Origin of the sequence: Sporosarcina sp. A2, from assembly GCF_050858885.1 — a bacterium.
Lineage (GTDB): Bacteria > Bacillota > Bacilli > Bacillales_A > Planococcaceae > Sporosarcina.
Map to the genome: position 1 here is coordinate 1,752,913 of NZ_CP193898.1, position 16,769 is coordinate 1,769,681.

The 16,769-nt window shown below is 43.3% G+C and carries 16 protein-coding genes; 1 reads left to right on the forward strand and 15 read right to left on the reverse strand.

Annotated elements, in window-relative coordinates:
- Positions 1 to 51: 51 nt before the first annotated feature.
- The 6 genes from ACRPI0_RS08750 to ACRPI0_RS08775 form a co-directional block, all read right to left on the reverse strand.
- On the reverse strand, positions 52 to 441 hold the full coding sequence (locus ACRPI0_RS08750; RefSeq protein WP_432352096.1) for an RDD family protein: 390 nt from the start codon (positions 439 to 441) through the stop codon (positions 52 to 54).
- A gap of 151 nt (positions 442 to 592) precedes the next feature.
- A complete protein-coding gene (locus ACRPI0_RS08755) occupies positions 593 to 814 on the reverse strand; it encodes a helix-turn-helix domain-containing protein (protein ID WP_432355912.1) in 222 nt (73 codons plus the stop codon).
- Between the two features lie 65 nt (positions 815 to 879).
- Entirely contained in the window at positions 880 to 1,335 is a 456-nt protein-coding gene (locus tag ACRPI0_RS08760) for an acyl-CoA thioesterase (RefSeq protein WP_432352098.1), read from the reverse strand.
- 417 nt (positions 1,336 to 1,752) lie between these two features.
- Positions 1,753 to 2,553 (reverse strand): succinate dehydrogenase iron-sulfur subunit, encoded by an 801-nt coding sequence (gene sdhB, locus ACRPI0_RS08765; protein WP_432352100.1) that lies wholly within the window; start codon positions 2,551 to 2,553, stop codon positions 1,753 to 1,755.
- Positions 2,554 to 2,608: 55 nt separating this feature from the next.
- The gene (sdhA, locus tag ACRPI0_RS08770; protein ID WP_432352102.1) at positions 2,609 to 4,357 is read right to left on the reverse strand and encodes a succinate dehydrogenase flavoprotein subunit; all 1,749 of its coding nucleotides are present in this window, start codon (positions 4,355 to 4,357) and stop codon (positions 2,609 to 2,611) included.
- A 43-nt stretch (positions 4,358 to 4,400) separates the two neighbouring features.
- Positions 4,401 to 5,009, reverse strand: coding sequence for a succinate dehydrogenase cytochrome b558 subunit (locus tag ACRPI0_RS08775; RefSeq protein ID WP_432352104.1), 609 nt, complete (start codon positions 5,007 to 5,009; stop codon positions 4,401 to 4,403).
- A 230-nt stretch (positions 5,010 to 5,239) separates the two neighbouring features.
- Between ACRPI0_RS08775 and ACRPI0_RS08780 the strand changes: the two genes are divergently transcribed.
- Positions 5,240 to 5,659, forward strand: coding sequence for a YslB family protein (locus tag ACRPI0_RS08780; RefSeq protein WP_432352106.1), 420 nt, complete (start codon positions 5,240 to 5,242; stop codon positions 5,657 to 5,659).
- A gap of 382 nt (positions 5,660 to 6,041) precedes the next feature.
- On the opposite strand, the gene uvrC is transcribed toward ACRPI0_RS08780, so the two are convergent.
- From uvrC to ACRPI0_RS08825, 9 genes are all read right to left on the reverse strand, one after another.
- Entirely contained in the window at positions 6,042 to 7,844 is a 1,803-nt protein-coding gene (uvrC, locus tag ACRPI0_RS08785) for an excinuclease ABC subunit UvrC (RefSeq protein ID WP_432352108.1), read from the reverse strand.
- Positions 7,845 to 7,908: 64 nt separating this feature from the next.
- A complete protein-coding gene (trxA, locus tag ACRPI0_RS08790) occupies positions 7,909 to 8,223 on the reverse strand; it encodes a thioredoxin (RefSeq protein WP_432352110.1) in 315 nt (104 codons plus the stop codon).
- A gap of 173 nt (positions 8,224 to 8,396) precedes the next feature.
- Complete coding sequence (locus ACRPI0_RS08795) at positions 8,397 to 9,380, reverse strand: electron transfer flavoprotein subunit alpha/FixB family protein (protein WP_432352112.1); 984 nt, start codon at positions 9,378 to 9,380, stop codon at positions 8,397 to 8,399.
- Between the two features lie 36 nt (positions 9,381 to 9,416).
- Complete coding sequence (locus tag ACRPI0_RS08800) at positions 9,417 to 10,190, reverse strand: electron transfer flavoprotein subunit beta/FixA family protein (protein WP_432352114.1); 774 nt, start codon at positions 10,188 to 10,190, stop codon at positions 9,417 to 9,419.
- A 21-nt stretch (positions 10,191 to 10,211) separates the two neighbouring features.
- Complete coding sequence (locus ACRPI0_RS08805; protein ID WP_432352116.1) at positions 10,212 to 10,985, reverse strand: enoyl-CoA hydratase; 774 nt, start codon at positions 10,983 to 10,985, stop codon at positions 10,212 to 10,214.
- Between the two features lie 316 nt (positions 10,986 to 11,301).
- Positions 11,302 to 11,883: a TetR/AcrR family transcriptional regulator gene (locus ACRPI0_RS08810; RefSeq protein WP_432355913.1), complete on the reverse strand. Its 582-nt coding sequence runs from the start codon at positions 11,881 to 11,883 to the stop codon at positions 11,302 to 11,304.
- A gap of 91 nt (positions 11,884 to 11,974) precedes the next feature.
- Positions 11,975 to 13,669 (reverse strand): long-chain-fatty-acid--CoA ligase, encoded by a 1,695-nt coding sequence (locus ACRPI0_RS08815; RefSeq protein ID WP_432352118.1) that lies wholly within the window; start codon positions 13,667 to 13,669, stop codon positions 11,975 to 11,977.
- 239 nt (positions 13,670 to 13,908) lie between these two features.
- Entirely contained in the window at positions 13,909 to 14,322 is a 414-nt protein-coding gene (locus ACRPI0_RS08820; RefSeq protein WP_432352120.1) for a DUF350 domain-containing protein, read from the reverse strand.
- Positions 14,323 to 14,397: 75 nt separating this feature from the next.
- Positions 14,398 to 16,755: an endonuclease MutS2 gene (locus ACRPI0_RS08825; RefSeq protein ID WP_432352122.1), complete on the reverse strand. Its 2,358-nt coding sequence runs from the start codon at positions 16,753 to 16,755 to the stop codon at positions 14,398 to 14,400.
- Between the last annotated feature and the right edge of the window lie 14 nt (positions 16,756 to 16,769).

Genomic DNA, 16,769 nt, shown 5'->3' on the forward strand with positions numbered 1-16,769 from the left:
CTTAAATCATCTAAAATGCAATAGCTTTGTCGTTCAACAAGCTTCTACCACTTATAGTTCTTTCACAACTGTCCCTACATAACGGTCATGAGGTAACCGTTCGCCTTCATCCATTTCAAACTCTGAGCGATTTCTTATGAAACTAAATGCATTGAACGTATCCCGGTAAACCATTCGCTTCATTACTTGATAGGCGTCCAGATTCGTACCGTTTCTATTCTCAAGCACTAATCCCATTTTTCTATACCCCATCGTCTGACCATTTCTTAAGAGCTGTGCGCATTCAAGAGAACACATAACGACACTCGGCGTAATAAGTGCATGCACTGCATCATTCTTCACCTTTTTGCGCAAAAAGTATTCCGTTACACCAGCAACAGCAGTGGATATTGCTAAATCAATGACATATGCTTTTAAACGTTTCTTTGTAATCGTTTTCATTAGTGTTGCCTCCCTTTTCATTGTATACACAGTTCGTAAAGACAGTTAACTGTCTTTAGTGTATCACACCCGAAATAGTGACATCACTACCAAACATTTTCAAAGAAAAAAAGGCTGCAGGAGAATCTGCAACCTTCTAAGGAGACATACGTTAATTCAAACTCAATTCGCCCAGTCGAAGCAATTCAATCATTGCTTGCGCTCGACCTGAAACACCTAGTTTTTGAATTGTATTCGAAATGTGATTGCGAACTGTTTTTTCACTAATGCCTAGTTTCGCAGCAATTTCTTTCGTTGTATGATCAGCGATGAGCAATGTAAAAATTTCACGTTCTCTACCAGTGAGAACAGACCGGTTGCTTAACTCCTCCATCAAGACGCGCCCCTCCTATTCGGTTTCCCTTTACAGTATTCCAAACAGGGAGAGGCTGTGCCGGCTCAATTCCTAGTGCGCGCGTAGAACAGATCTTTCTCCTCCTCTGTCCAAGCAACCCCTGAGCCTGTTTCCTTAGAAATCTGAACCATCGCACCACGTCCCGTGAAAACGACTTCACCGTTTGCATTCTTCGCCATGTAATGAATATCCACCGAACTCTTGCCAATTGAGTTTGCCTTCACATAGACATCTACCGTCTCATCAAAGAACACTTGCTTACTGTAATCACACTGCAGATCCGCAACAACCGGAATTCGTTCCCCTTTCGGATCCAACCAATCATTCATCAAGCCTAATTTCTTCAAATAATCAATACGCGCCTGCTCAAAATATGAAAATGTCACCGTATTATTCAAGTGTCCAAACATATCCGTCTCCGAAAAACGAACCCGAATCGGCACCGAAAACCGGAACCCCTTTTCCCACTCCTCAAAATTCCCGATATAACTTTGCTTCAATCTATTCTCCCCCAGTCTCATAAGTGAATCACCATTCATTCTTTCATTATATCAAACAACTTAGACAATAAGTAGTCATTCCATCCACTAGATTTTTCTTAATTGGACTTTGGGTTTTACTTCTTTCTTAAGCAAAAGCGTAGTCTGCTGAGTTTGTCTGAACCTTTGGTCTGTTACGTTGAGTGCTTATGCCATTTAACAAGAAATCCGTTGATTACAGCGGTAGTGGCGACTCCAGAGGGATCTTTATGGAAACAACCTAAGTTCGCGGCGTCCTGCCGCAACGGTTGCATGACCTACATCCTGTAGGCCAGTGTCTGTATGAAATGTAAATCAACACCGACCAAGATTTGATACCAACAAAAAAGCCCCTAGAATCAGCTCTTGCTGACCCTAAGGACTCTCTTCAAGTAGACATCAGTCTACCATATGGTCACTTCCGAAGAAGTTCTTAAACATCTGAACAGTCGTTGCACGGTTCATAGCTGCAATAGAAGTCGTCAAAGGAATACCCTTTGGACAAGCCACTACACAGTTCTGTGAGTTCCCGCACTCCGCAATTCCTCCATCAGTCATCAATGCTGCCAATCGCTCGTCCTTGTTCTGTGCACCCGTTGGATGTGTATTGAACAAACGGACTTGTGAGAGCGCAAAAGGCCCCATGAAATTTGTTTGGTCGTTCACATTCGGGCATGCCTCTAGACATACACCACACGTCATACACTTAGAAAGTTCGTATGCCCACTGACGCTTACGCTCAGGCATACGTGGACCTTCTCCAAGATCGTACGTACCATCAATCGGAATCCACGCTTTGATTTTCTTAAGAGAATCGAACATGCCCTCACGATCGACAACCAAGTCACGAACAACCGGGAATGTACGCATAGGCTCAAGCTTGATTGGCTGTGTTAACTGATCAACCAAGGCTGTACACGACTGGCGTGGACGTCCGTTGATGACCATTGAACAAGCACCACAAACTTCTTCAAGACAGTTCATGTCCCAGTTGATAGGCGTCGTCTTCTCACCTTTAGCATTCACTGGGTTTCGTCGGATTTCCATAAGTGCAGAAATGACGTTCATGTTAGCTTTATATGGGACTTCGAAAGACTCCATATACGGCGCAGATTCTGGTGTATCTTGCCGTTGGATTTCGAATAATACGGTTTTAGCGGGAGCTGCCTGTTCTTGAACAGCTGTTTGGTGTTCACTCATTTCCGTCAGTCTCCTTTCGATGCGAAATTATCGTCTTACTCGAGTCGCGTCTAGTTTATTTAGATGAAGAATAGTCACGTTTACGAGGTGGAATCAGTGAAGTATCCACTTCTTCATACGTTAAGATTGGTGCAGATTCACCATCAAACGTCGCAATCGTAGTCTTCAAGAAGTTCTCGTCATCACGTTCTGGGAAATCAGGCTTGTAGTGAGCCCCACGGCTTTCGTTACGGTTCAGTGCTCCAAGAGTGATAACACGAGCCAAGTATAACATGTTCTTCAACTGACGCGTGAAAGTCGCACCTTGGTTTGACCATTGTTGTGTATCCGTCATGTTGATGTTTTCCCAACGCTCAAGCAATTCTTGAATCTTTTTGTCCGTAGCTTCCAAACGATCGTTGTAACGAACAACCGTTACGTTATCAGTCATCAGTTCCCCAAGTTCGCGGTGAATTACATACGCGTTCTCAGTTCCCTTCATGTTGAGGATTGCATCCCACTTCACTTGCTCTTCTTTCACAGCGTCGTCGAAGATTTTAGAAGGCATATCGTCTGCAGAGTGCTCCAGACCCTTCATGTACTTAACGGCTTCTGGTCCAGCAAGCATTCCGCCATAAATAGCAGATAGCAATGAGTTGGCACCTAGACGGTTACCACCGTGTTGTGAGTAATCACATTCACCCGCAGCAAATAAGCCTGGGATAGATGTGTGCTGATCGTAGTCGACCCAAAGTCCACCCATTGAATAGTGAACCGCAGGGAAGATTTTCATCGGAACCTTACGTGGGTCATCCCCAGTAAATTTCTCGTAGATCTCAATGATTCCGCCAAGCTTAATATCAAGCTCGTGTGGATCTTTGTGAGACAAATCGAGGTATACCATGTTCTCTCCATTGATACCAAGGCGTTGGTTTACACACACGTCAAAGATTTCACGCGTCGCAACGTCACGTGGTACGAGGTTTCCGTATGCCGGATATTTCTCCTCTAGGAAGTACCAAGGCTTACCGTCTTTATATGTCCAAATTCGACCACCTTCACCACGTGCAGATTCACTCATGAGACGAAGTTTGTCGTCTCCTGGAATTGCGGTTGGGTGAATCTGGATGAATTCTCCGTTTGCATATTTAGCCCCTTGTTGATAAACGATGGAAGCTGCTGAACCTGTGTTGATAACAGAGTTCGTTGACTTACCAAAGATGATTCCAGGTCCGCCTGTAGCCATAATGACCGCGTCACCAGGGAATGCTTTGATTTCCATTGTTTTAAGGTTCTGTGCTTTAATACCACGACAAACTCCTTCGTCATCCATGATGATGCCGAGGAATTCCCAGTGTTCGAATTTCTGAACTAAACCTGCAACTTCTTGAGCACGGACTTGCTCGTCCAATGCATATAGAAGCTGTTGTCCAGTTGTCGCACCTGCATAAGCGGTACGGTGGTGCATTGTTCCACCAAAACGACGGAAGTCCAATAGACCTTCTGGCGTACGGTTGAACATAACACCCATACGGTCAAGCAAGTGGATAATTCCTGGTGCTGCTTCAGCCATTGCTTTTACAGGTGGCTGATTCGCTAGGAAGTCGCCTCCGTAAATCGTATCATCAAAGTGGATCATAGGGGAATCGCCTTCACCCTTTGTGTTCACGGCGCCATTAATACCGCCTTGAGCACAAACAGAGTGTGAACGTTTTACAGGAACGAGGGAAAACAAGTCTACTCCGACGCCTTCTTCTGATGCCTTGATGGTCGCCATTAGGCCGGCAAGACCGCCACCGACGACTATCACTCTACCTTTTGACATTATTGTTTCACTCCTCAAAGTTTACATAATAACGTAGTATTTCTTAAGCGAATGCAAATAGTGCGCGCATTCCGATTACAGATAAAATCACGAAAATTCCGATCGTCACAATTGAAACAATCTTTTGTGAACGTGGTGATTGTGCCAATCCCCAAGTAACTAGGAATGACCAAATACCGTTCGACAAGTGGAACGTAGCTGCTAGAATACCAAGTGCATAGAACACGATCATGAATGGACTTTGGAAAATATCTGCCATCATGTCAAAGTTTACTTCAGCTCCAAATAATTTCTGGATGCGTGTTTCGTAAATATGCCACGCAATAAAGATGACCAGGAATACACCTGTGATGCGCTGTAACATAAACATCCAGTTGCGGAATGTGCCATAACGTTGCACGTTGTTTTTAGAAGTAAATGCAAGATAGACTCCGTAAAACGCGTGGAACATAAGCGGTATGTAGATGACGAACCATTCGAGGAAATAAATGAACGGCAGGTTTTCAATAAAGTGCGCCGCTGTGTTAAATGATTCAGCACCTCTTGTTGCAAAATAGTTGATAATTAAGTGTTGCGTCACAAACAACCCTATTGGAATAATTCCAAGCAATGAATGCAGGCGCCGCAAGTAAAAATCTGATTCTCTCACCAAGTGATTTACCCTCCCTTATTTATGAGCCGGACGTGAATTTATGCTCGCTAACCTTCTTGCGAATCATTGACGGTCCGTCTCTTCATGTTACAATATAATAACATGTACATTGTACTCCTCCGTATTGGGAAGGTCAAGGTGACTTGCTTGTATGAATCTCCTTTCAGATGCAAAAATAGTGACGTCCCATACAGAGATAAATTGATAATATCGGAAGGGATGCGCGCATTGTGGCACATGAATCAACTGGAGAGCCGACTCGATTCGGCTACGAACTACTTAGAGACCATGTACTTCCTGGCATTCTTGGAAAACATGAAGATGACATTCTATATTGGGCCGGTAAAGAAATTGCCCGTAAATTCCCTATGTTTTCTATAGATGAAGCCCCCGAATTTTTCAAAGAAGCCGGTTGGGGTGTGTTGACGCTTGTTTCTTCAGGTAGAGAACAAGCCGATTACCACCTTTCCAATCGAATCACTTCTCCAGCTACAAAAGATTCGTATCATTTGGAGTCTGGTTTCTTAGCGGAACAATTCCAACTAGCAAACGGATGCTTGTCAGAGTGTTACGGTTCCCGTGATGAGAAGACTGGCCAAATCGTTTTGCAAGTCCGTTGGGACGAAACCTTTGTAATTGATAAGAAATAATTAGATTGGAGGATCAGCGATTGCTGCTCCTCCATTTTTTGTTGTTGAATTGCTTCGCACAGCGAAGCACACAAATTAAATGTAAGTCTTGATTGGTAAAGTGCCCTTTTTTATGAGAGTTGCGTTGGATGAACCAGGATTTACGGTGCGACTGAGGATCTGCGCGGGGTTATGATCACTTTTCTCTTATTTATGAGCGGTTTGCTGGGTTTATGATCACATATCGTGATATATGAGCGGTTTTCTCTGTTTATGATCAGATTCCCTGGTTTATGAGCGGATTGTGCGATTTATGAGCGCGCCCCTCGCTAGTACCAACGTTATCTCTTTGACTATCTGCTATAAATAGAACAACCTTGTCCAATGAATGGACAAGGTTGTTTTACTCTTCCGCTGGTTTAGCTGGCTTGTTCTGTTCTTCGAAATACGAGACTACGGATTCAGCGATAGTTTGAGGAAGGCCTGCTTCAATGAGCTGATCTTTGGTTGCCACTTTTATCTTCTTTACAGATCCAAAGTGTTTCAGCAACTTCTGCTTACGCTTCGGTCCGACTCCTGGCAATCCATCGAGTGACGATACGAGAGAACCTGTATCCCGACGTTGTCTATGGAACGTAATTGCGAACCGGTGGACTTCATCTTGGATTCGTTGCAATAGATAGAAGGCTTCACTTGAACGCTTAAGCGAAATTAGTTCAGGCGGATAGCCATATAACAATTGCGCAGTTTGGTGCTTATCGTCTTTTGCAAGACCCGCAATTGGAATCGATAACCCGAGTTCGTCTTCAACGACTTCGCGCGCAATCCCCATTTGCCCTTTACCACCGTCAATAACGATCAAATCAGGAAGTGGCAAATTGTCTTTCAATACGCGCGTATACCTGCGTCGAATGACTTCACGCATTGCGCCATAATCATCATGAGCTGCTGCTGTTTTCGTCTTGTACTTCCTGTAATCTTTACGATTCGGTTTACCATCGACAAACGACACCATCGCAGATACAGGCTCAACTCCATGAGTGTGCGAGTTATCGAACGCTTCGATGCGCAGTGGAATTGAGATATTCATCGCTTCACTAAGTTCTTCACAAGCTCCGATTGTGCGTTCTTCCTGTCGATCAATCAATTGGAATTTCTGTCTCAATGAAATCATTGCGTTTTTATTGGCCAGTTGAACCAGATCTTTTTTCTTACCTCGTTGCGGAATATAGACATGGATATCTAGCAATTGTTCAACAATTCCCTGTTCAATACCTGGAGGTAGCAACACTTCACTCGGTTTAATGTGTGAAAGTTTACTGTAAAACTGTCCGATGAACGTTAGTAATTCCTCTTCTGGATCCCGGTACACCGGAAATAGCGAAACATCTCGCTCAATCAGTTTCCCTTGGCGAACGAAGAACACTTGAACACACATCCACCCTTTTTCTACAGCATACCCAAAAATGTCTCGATCTTTGAAATCATGCATCGTCATCGTCTGTTTTTCCATGACTGTTTCAATATTCGAGATTTGGTCTCTGTACTCAGTTGCCCGTTCGAACTCAAGGTTCTCTGCAGCGTCCGTCATCTTTTGAGTGAGCTCTTTCTTCATAGACTTATATCCGCCATTTAAAAATCGAGCGATGTCATCGGTCATTTCCTTATACGTTTCTTTTGAAACATCAAACACACACGGTGCTAAACATTGACCGAGGTGATAATACAAACAAACGCGATCCGGCAACGTATGGCACTTGCGATAAGGATAGAGGCGATCCAATAATTTTTTCGTCTCTGTTGCTGCTGTAACGTTTGGATACGGTCCGAAATAGCGGCCTTTATCCTTTTTCACAATACGCGTGACAATGAGTTTTGGGTGTCGTTCAGCAGTGAGCTTCAAATAAGGATAGGTTTTATCATCCTTCAGCATGATGTTGTATTTAGGATCATACTGCTTGATTAGATTCAATTCGAGAATTAATGCTTCAATATCAGATGACGTAATAATCGTCTCAAAGTCTTCGATCTCTGTGACGAGTCGTTGCGTCTTTGCATCGTGCGAACCTGTGAAATAACTACGTACGCGGTTTTTCAGCACTTTAGCTTTCCCGACATAGATAACAGTCCCTTGTCGGTCTTTCATCATATAGCAGCCCGGCATGTCCGGAAGGATGGCGAGCTTATTTTGGATGAGTTCATTCATTTATTATCACCTACTAAAAAACCGGGCCCCTCTAAGTAAAGAGACCCGGTTTGAGATAGAAAACTTATGCGTGTTGCTCGACTAATTTAGCGAGCTCTTCTTTCGGACGGAAGCCAACTACTTTATCAACAGTCTCGCCATTCTTCATAACGAGTAGTGTCGGGATTGACATAATACCGAACTTGCTTGCTGTTTCTTGGTTATCGTCGACGTTTACTTTGACGATTGTTGCTTTTCCTTCGATTTCGCCATCCAACTCTTCAAGAACTGGAGCAATCATCTTACAAGGTCCACACCAAGGTGCCCAAAAATCAACAAGTACAACACCTTCACTTGTTTTTTCTGCGAAATCCGCATCTGTAACATTTAAAATAGCCATTGGGTAAGTCCTCCTTTATAGGTAACAACTATGAAATCATTATATCATGTGCTCTTACAACAGGCGAAATATCTGCTTACTCCCGATTCAAAGCGCTTTTACTATCAAAAACAGAAAGCATAGGTGATTATCTCACCCATGCTTTCCGAATCTTTTCTTCTTGGATTAGCTACTTAAACAATTGCTGAACTTTTAAGTTTTTTAACTTCTTCAATCATCATTGGTAACACCTCAAATAGATCTCCTACGATACCGTAGTCAGCTACTTTGAAAATGTTCGCTTCTGGATCTTTGTTGATCGCTACGATGACTTTAGAGTTCGACATTCCAGCCATGTGCTGAATTGCGCCTGAGATTCCAACTGCAATATACAAATCAGGTGTTACAACTTTACCTGTTTGACCAATTTGCAATGAGTAGTCACAGTAATCTGCGTCACATGCTCCACGTGAAGCACCAACAGCGCCTCCAAGGAGACTTGCTAGTTCTTCTAGTGGCTTGAAGCCATCTTCACTCTTCACGCCACGACCGCCAGCAATAATAACTTTTGCTTCAGACAAGTCTACGCCTTCAGTCGATTTACGAACAACATTCGCAATTACTGAACGAAGGTTTGTAATATCCACTGTCATTGAAGAGACGTCACCTGTACGACCTTCGTCTTTTGCAAGTGGCTCGATGTTGTTAGGACGGATTGTGATGAATAACAAACCGCTCTTGCTTTGTACTTTTTCAAATGCTTTACCTGAATAGATTGGGCGGATGAACTCAGCTGAGTCGCCTTCTCCTTCAATTTTTGTAACATCTGAAATTAGGCCTGAGCTAAGTTTACTTGCAAGTTTAGGAGAAAGGTCTTTCCCCATCGCCGTATGACCGAGTACAATTGCATCCGGTTTCTCTTGCTCATAAACAGCCATGAATGCTTGGCTATAGCCATCTGAGGTATATTGCTTCAGGTGTGGATGTTCAACTGTTACAACGCGATCTGCACCGAATTGAATCATCTCTTGTGCTAGATTTTCAACAGAATTTCCAAGGAGAACAGCAGTTACTGTTCCGCCTCCTGAAATTGTTTTCGCTGCAGCAATCGTTTCAAATGAGACGTTGCGCAGTTCGCCTTCACGAGCTTCGCCAAGTACTAATACATTTTTAGACATGTAGAGTCCCTCCTAGAACGGTTTAAGTAGCCGAGATTATATAACTTTCGCTTCTTTATTCAATAGGTTCACAAGTTCAGATACCTGATCTGAGATATCGCCTTCAAGTATACGTCCTGCAGCCTTTTCAGGTGGCATGAAGATTTCAACAGTCTTTGTTTTCGCTTCAACATCATCTTCGTCAAGGTCAAGATCATCCAATTCCAATTCCTCTAGAGGCTTTTTCTTCGCCTTCATGATTCCTGGTAGTGAAGGATAGCGCGGCTCGTTCAAACCTTGTTGAGCCGTTACAAGAAGTGGTAACGACGTTTCGATTGTTTCAGAATCCCCTTCAACGTCACGGACGAGAGTAACTGATGTACCATCGATTTTCAAATCAGTAATTGTCGTTACGTAGTTGATGCCGAGAAGTTCTGCGACACGTGGTCCGACTTGTCCAGATCCACCGTCAATCGCAACGTTCCCTGCGATGATCAAATCAGCATCTTTGTCTTTTAAGTATTCAGAGATGATTTTAGCTGCTGAGAATTCATCCATCTCATCCAGATCATCTTCTGTGTTGATCAATACCGCTTTGTCAGCGCCCATTGCTAGTGCTGTACGAAGTTGCTTTTCAGCGTCTTCTCCACCGAGTGAAAGGACAGTGACTTCGCCACCGTGCTCGTCGCGGACTTGAATTGCTTCTTCTACTGCGTACTCATCGTACGGATTGATGATGAACTCAGCGCCGTCTTCTTGAATCGCACCGTTCTTAACTACGATCTTTTCCTCTGTGTCAAAAGTACGTTTAACTAAAGCATAAATGTTCATACTGCAGACCTCCTTGACGTATTATCGTCCATTAAATTTAGGTTCACGTTTTTCTATAAATGCTTGAATGCCTTCTTTGGCATCTTCTGATACGAATACTTCGCCAAACGAATTTGCTTCTGCTTCGACGCCCTTATGATAGGAATCGTCTTTTGTATACTGAAGCATTGCGAGTGCAGCTTTCATGGCTACCGGGCTTTTCTTTGCAATTTTGTGTGCGATTGCTAGTGTTTCAGATAGCAACACGTCTTCAGCAAAGACGCGGTTCGCAAGTCCCCATTTCACAGCTTCAAGGCCTGTAATCGGATCGCTTGTTAGCAACATTTCAGCTGCTTTCGCTTTCCCTACATATCCTGGAAGTCTCTGTGTTCCAGCGAAACCAGGAATTAGGCCCAGCTGTAACTCTGGTAGACCGAGTTTTGCGTTTTCTGTTACGAAACGCATGTGACACGACATTGCGAGTTCGAGTCCACCACCCAGTGCCGCACCGTGAATGGCTGCAATTACTGGTTTCGGGTAGGTTTCCACCTGATCGAAGATGCGTTGGCCGTCACTGGAGAGTTTCGAGAATTCGGACCCCGATGTTACGGAAGTGAATTCTTTAATGTCAGCGCCTGCTGAGAAGAATTTGCCCTCTCCGTGTAAAACGATGACGCGTACTTCTTCGATGTCTCTCAGTTGTTCTAGTAAGTCACCGACCTCTAGAATGAGTGCTCTTGAGAGTGCGTTTGCGGGGGGGCGATTAATTGTTGCAACTGCGACCCCTTGGTCAATTGAGACTTTCAAAAAATCCATGTCATCCCATCCTTTTTCAGTACGGTTTGCTATGATGATTTGTAAAATGGAAGCGCCTTCAATGATAGCATACTAGTTTCTTAAAAATAAAGACTTTCCACTTTGTTGCGACAATTTAGTTTAAAAATATACGCTGGAGTTAGAATCTCCTTGCTACATGAAATGTGTTTGGAGCGCAAGGCGGCGACTTCGCAGGGAGCAGCGAAGATTGAAGACCCCGCACGAGGAGGCTGAAATCGAGCCCCTCGGAAAGCGTCCGCCTGGAGCGGAAAACACAATAGCGATATAAATTGTTTAATCCAACTTATAAATGTTCCTACCCTTTCATTCCAGAGAGTAGTAATTTATGGACTTTGGGTGCTAGTTCGAGTAGGTCGTATTTTTGGTCGTTCATGACCCATGATGTTGTAGTTTCGTCGATGGTGCCGAAAACCATTTGTCTAGCAAGTCGGATGTCGAGATCGGGAGAAAATTCTCCATTTTCGATTCCTTCTCGTAGCAATGCATCTAGTAACATTAAGTATTCTTTTAGTACTTCGTTAATGCGGAACCGGAGTTCTTTGCTGGATTGTCGTAATTCCAGTTGTGTCACAATCGCTAGGTTACGATCACCATATAGCACTTTGAAATGGTTTTCGATCATTTTGTACAGTTTGTCGGAAGCGGATAAATCCAACTCAAGGATTTCTTTTACGTAGTCTGCAAAAGCAGCCATCTTTTCTTGGAATACCGAGATTAAGATGTCTTCTTTGTTTTTGAAGTACAAGTAAATCGTTCCATCTGCAACGCCTGCTTCTTTTGCAATTTTCGAGACCTGCGCTTGGTGGTATCCATTTTGTGCAATGATGGATACAGCTGCATCCACTATTTTTTTATATTTCGGTTTGTCTCGCTTCAGTTTGTCTCACCACCATAAAAAGAAAATATGAATGATGGTTCATTCATATTTTCATAGTAATTGCTATTCAGTTATTAGTCAAGCTTTTTAGTTAGGATGTGAGTTTCTGTTGTACTTTCTTTTTCTCTTCATCCACTAAGGCTCTACGCAAGATTTTGCCAACTGCCGTTTTTGGAAGTTCATCTCTGAATTCATAGATTCTCGGAACTTTAAATGACGCCATATTTGCTCGGCAATACGTATCTAATTCTTCGTCGGAGAGTGAATGTCCTTCTTTTAAGACAATATAAGCTTTCACGGTTTCTCCGCGATACTGATCTGGAACCCCTGCAACAACACATTCTTGGATTGCTTCGTTTTCATACAAAACTTCTTCGATCTCTCGTGGCGAAATATTAAATCCACTTGCGATAATCATATCTTTTTTGCGGTCAACGACGTAGAAGAATCCGTCTTCATCCATATACCCGAGGTCTCCTGTTAAGAACCAGCCTTCACGGAATGTCTGTTGAGTTTCTTCAGGACGGTTCCAGTACCCTTTCATCACTTGAGGGCCTTTGATGGCAATCTCTCCGACTTCACCAGGCTTCATCAAAATGACTGAGTCAGGTGGTAAAATGGCAACATCCGTATTCGGCCATGGAACACCGATTGATCCACGTTTACGTTGACCTTCCCATACGAAGTTCGCGATGGCAACTGGGGATGTTTCCGTTAATCCATATCCTTCTACAAGCTTCCCACCTGTCACTTTCTCGAACTTCTCTTGAACTTCGACTGGAAGTGCGGCGGAGCCACTTAAGCATGCCTTGATGGAAGACAAATCGTACTTTGCAACGTCTGGGTGGTTTAGCAATCCGATATAGATTGTCGGCGCACCAGGGAACAGTGTTGGTTTCTGCTTATCAATTTCTTTCAATGCAGTTTTGAAGTCAAACTTCGGGATGAGCACCATTTTGTTCGCACACATAACAGAGAAGATTAGGACTGTCGTCATTCCATAAACATGGAAGAAGGGTAAAATGCCCATCGCAACTTCTTCGCCCTCTTTAGATTTGTACAGCCATGCATTACACATTTCCGCATTGGCGATTAAGTTTTTATGCGTCAGCATAACCCCTTTAGGAGGTCCTGTCGTGCCACCTGTATATTGAAGCAGTGCAATATCTTCTTCAAAGTCGAACTCCAAATGGATTTGATCAGGCTGAGAAGATTTCATAATTTCCGTATACATATGATGGATCCCTCGATGTTCCACTTTCACAACGATACCATTTTCTTTCTTTTGCACGAATGGATACAGGATGTTTTTCGGAAACGGCAAGTAGTCTTTAATGCTCGTCACTATAATGTTTTCTACCTGAGTTTCTTTCAGTACAGAGGATACTCTTGGAAACAGTAAATCGAGTGTGATAATCGCCTTTGCACCAGAGTCTGATAACAGATATGAAATTTCCCGTTCCTTATAAAGTGGATTTGTTTGAACAACAACTCCCCCTGCATATAAAATCCCATAGTATGCAATTGCATTCTGCGGACAGTTCGGGAGCATGATTGCGACTCGGTCCCCTTTTTCAATTCCTAGTTTTCGTAAATAGTTAGCAAACTTGAGTGCGGATTGGTAGAATTGATCGAATGTAACGTCCTTCCCTAAAAAGTGTATAGCGGTCTTATTAGGAAATTTAGACGCAGAGCGTGTTAAGAACTCTTGTAATGGAATTGGGTCATACGTAATTTCCGCAGGAATTTCTTTCGGATATTGCGCAAGCCACGGCTTATTCGTCATAGTAATAGCCTCCTTTTCACTAGTATATTCATAGAATATTCTTTCTTTACTAAGTATAGCGAAAAATGAAGGCGTTTACAATTTAATTTGAATTTGGAAATGAAAAACCCCATAACGTAACCGTTACGGGGTTTGTTTGACCATCCACCAAATACCAAAGGCGATGAATAACACGCACAAAGCGAGTAATATTTTAGATAATTTTTCCATTTACAGAATCGTCTCCTACTGAATGATTCTTATGCTATGCTTGCACCGATTACAAAGGATAGACCAATTGATATCATCATCGAGATGAAACCGACTGAACGGTTATCTTTTTCAATTTCATCATCCACTTTAAACATTGGTGTTAAAAACTCAAACAACACATATGCGAAAATAAGTAACGTGAACCCATACAATCCCCATCCGATCATTTGCGGAAGTGTGTTGTGCTGTTCAATTGAATATCTGAAAATATTAGCGACCCCAAAGATTTTACCACCTGTTGCAAAGGCAACAGCTAAGTTCCCTTTTTTGATTTCTTCCCAGTTCCGGTATTTTGTGACGATCTCAAAAATGACCATTGAAACGATGAGACAGAGGACAACGGTGCTAAAATATCCAGCTGTTTCTACTAAAGGATGATTCCAAAATCCAGTATTTGACATAACTCGTCGACCCCTTTACGTTGATATCTTAACGAGTACGTATGAGCCTCGGATCGGTTTCACTTTTCTATAAAATTATTTCAATTCTACGACAGTTACTCCAATTCCACCTTCTCCTGCGTCTCCGAAACGGAAGTTCTTTACGCGGGAATGCTTTTTCAAGTATGTCTGAATGCCTTGGCGGAGCGCACCCGTACCTTTACCGTGAATGATAGACACTTGGTGATAGTTGGATAGCAGCGCATCATCTAAATACTTTTCTGTTCTTCGAATTGCGTCTTCATAACGCTCTCCGCGAAGATCGAGCTCCAGTTTCACCTGTTGGTCACGACCTCGTATTGCAGTGGAGGCTACCATTTTCTTCTCTTTTTCAGGCTTCACAAATTCAAGACCCGATTGTTCTAGTTTCATCTTTAAAATCCCGATTTGAACGACCCATTCTGTATCGGAGACTTTGTCAATGAGCGTTCCTCGTTGCCCGTAGCTGAGCACTTTGACTTCATCGCCCACTTGTAGTGGTCGTGCTGCCGCTTTTGCTTTCGGTGTTTGCTTTTTCGATTCTTTCGGCGATGCGTTTTCAAGACGTTTACGTGCTTCAATTAGCTCATGCTCTTTTACGGAGGCGCCAGCAGTCATACGCAATGCACGTAAATCGGAAATGATTGCTTCCGATTCAAGTCGCGCCTCTTCAACTATTTTCTTGGCCTTCTCTTTTGCTTTCTCGGTAAGACGCGTTTGCATCGCTTCGTTATCAGCTAACTTTTCGACAAGCTCTTTTTTCAACGATTCTGTTTCCAGTAGCAACATATGCGTCTGCTCTGCATCTTTTTCAGATTGAACGCGACTTGACTCAAGCGAAGCGATCATAGAATCGACTTCACCGCGGTCCGTTCCTGTAAAGGTCTTAGCGCGCTTTATCAGGTGATCACCAAGCCCGAGACGTTTCGAGATTTCAAACGCATTACTGCGTCCAGGTACGCCAATCAATAAGCGATATGTTGGGCTTAATGTATCGACATTGAACTCAACGCTCGCATTCGCGACACCTTTTCGATTATAGCTATACGCCTTTAACTCTGGATAGTGCGTTGTAGCCATGACGCGCGCGCCTGTTCCATGAACTTCATCCAAAATAGAGATGGCAAGTGCCGCTCCTTCTTGAGGATCGGTTCCTGAGCCAAGCTCGTCAAAGATGATCAATGAATTGTGATCGAACTTCTTCAAAATATCAACGATGTTGACCATGTGGGAAGAAAACGTACTTAGACTTTGCTCAATCGATTGTTCGTCTCCGATATCTGCAAAAACAGAACCAAAAACAGCGATCTCTGAACCGTCTAACACGGGTATAGGAAGACCAGCTTGAGCCATTAATGTACATAGACCGACTGTTTTTAGCGTGACGGTCTTACCACCTGTATTTGGTCCAGTAATAACGATAGTTGTAATGTCTTTACCGAATTCGATTGTATTTGCAACCGCCTCTTCAATCGGCAACAACGGATGTCGTGCTTTTCCAAGTCGTAAATAACCGTCCTGATTCACAGAAGGCTTCGTGCATTTATTTGCAATCCCGTATTTCGCTTTTGCTAAAATAACGTCAACAGCTACGAGTTGGTCGACAAGTAGGAAAAGATCATGCGCATTTTCTTGAACACTCGCTGATAGTTCACGCAAAATCTTATCAATTTCTTCTTTTTCCCGAGACTTCAACGTACGGATTTCGTTATTTGCTTGAACAACAGCGTCAGGCTCAATGTAAACAGTTTGGCCTGATGAAGACGAATCGTGAATAACACCGCCATAATGACTACGGTACTCTGACTTTACCGGGATTACAAAGCGTTCATTCCGTATCGTGATGATGCTGTCAGATAGCATTTTCGCTGCATTCTTCCCACGAATAATGCTTTCCAATCTTTCACGTACGCGGCTTTCTTGAATTCGTAATCCTTGTCTGACGGAGCGCAAGGCACTAGATGCACTATCCATAACGCGACCGTTGTCATCAATTGCAGCATTGATTTCATGTTCAAGCCCAGTAACGATCGGAAGCCCTTCTTTTATCGCAATAAAATTCGGAATTTCGATCTCTTCGTCTTGAACAAGTGCTTCTATAAACTGTCGGAAAATACGGCTTGCACGGATGGTTGACGCCGTTTCCATCAATTCTTGTGCACTAAGGACGCCACCTATTTGTGCACGTCTTGCATGTGGGCGAATATCCGTGATCCCACCCATTGGAACGTTGCCCCGGACTCGTAAGATTGCCAGACCTTCATCGGTTTCTTCCAATAAGCGTTCGACTGTTTCAAAATCAGTGTTCGGTATCAATTTCTCCATCTCGGAGCGTCCTGCTGGGAATGTACATTGCTGTGCGACTTGTTGCAGCACTTTGTCAAACTCTAATGTTCTTAATACACGTGAATCCAATGTGGATCCCTTCC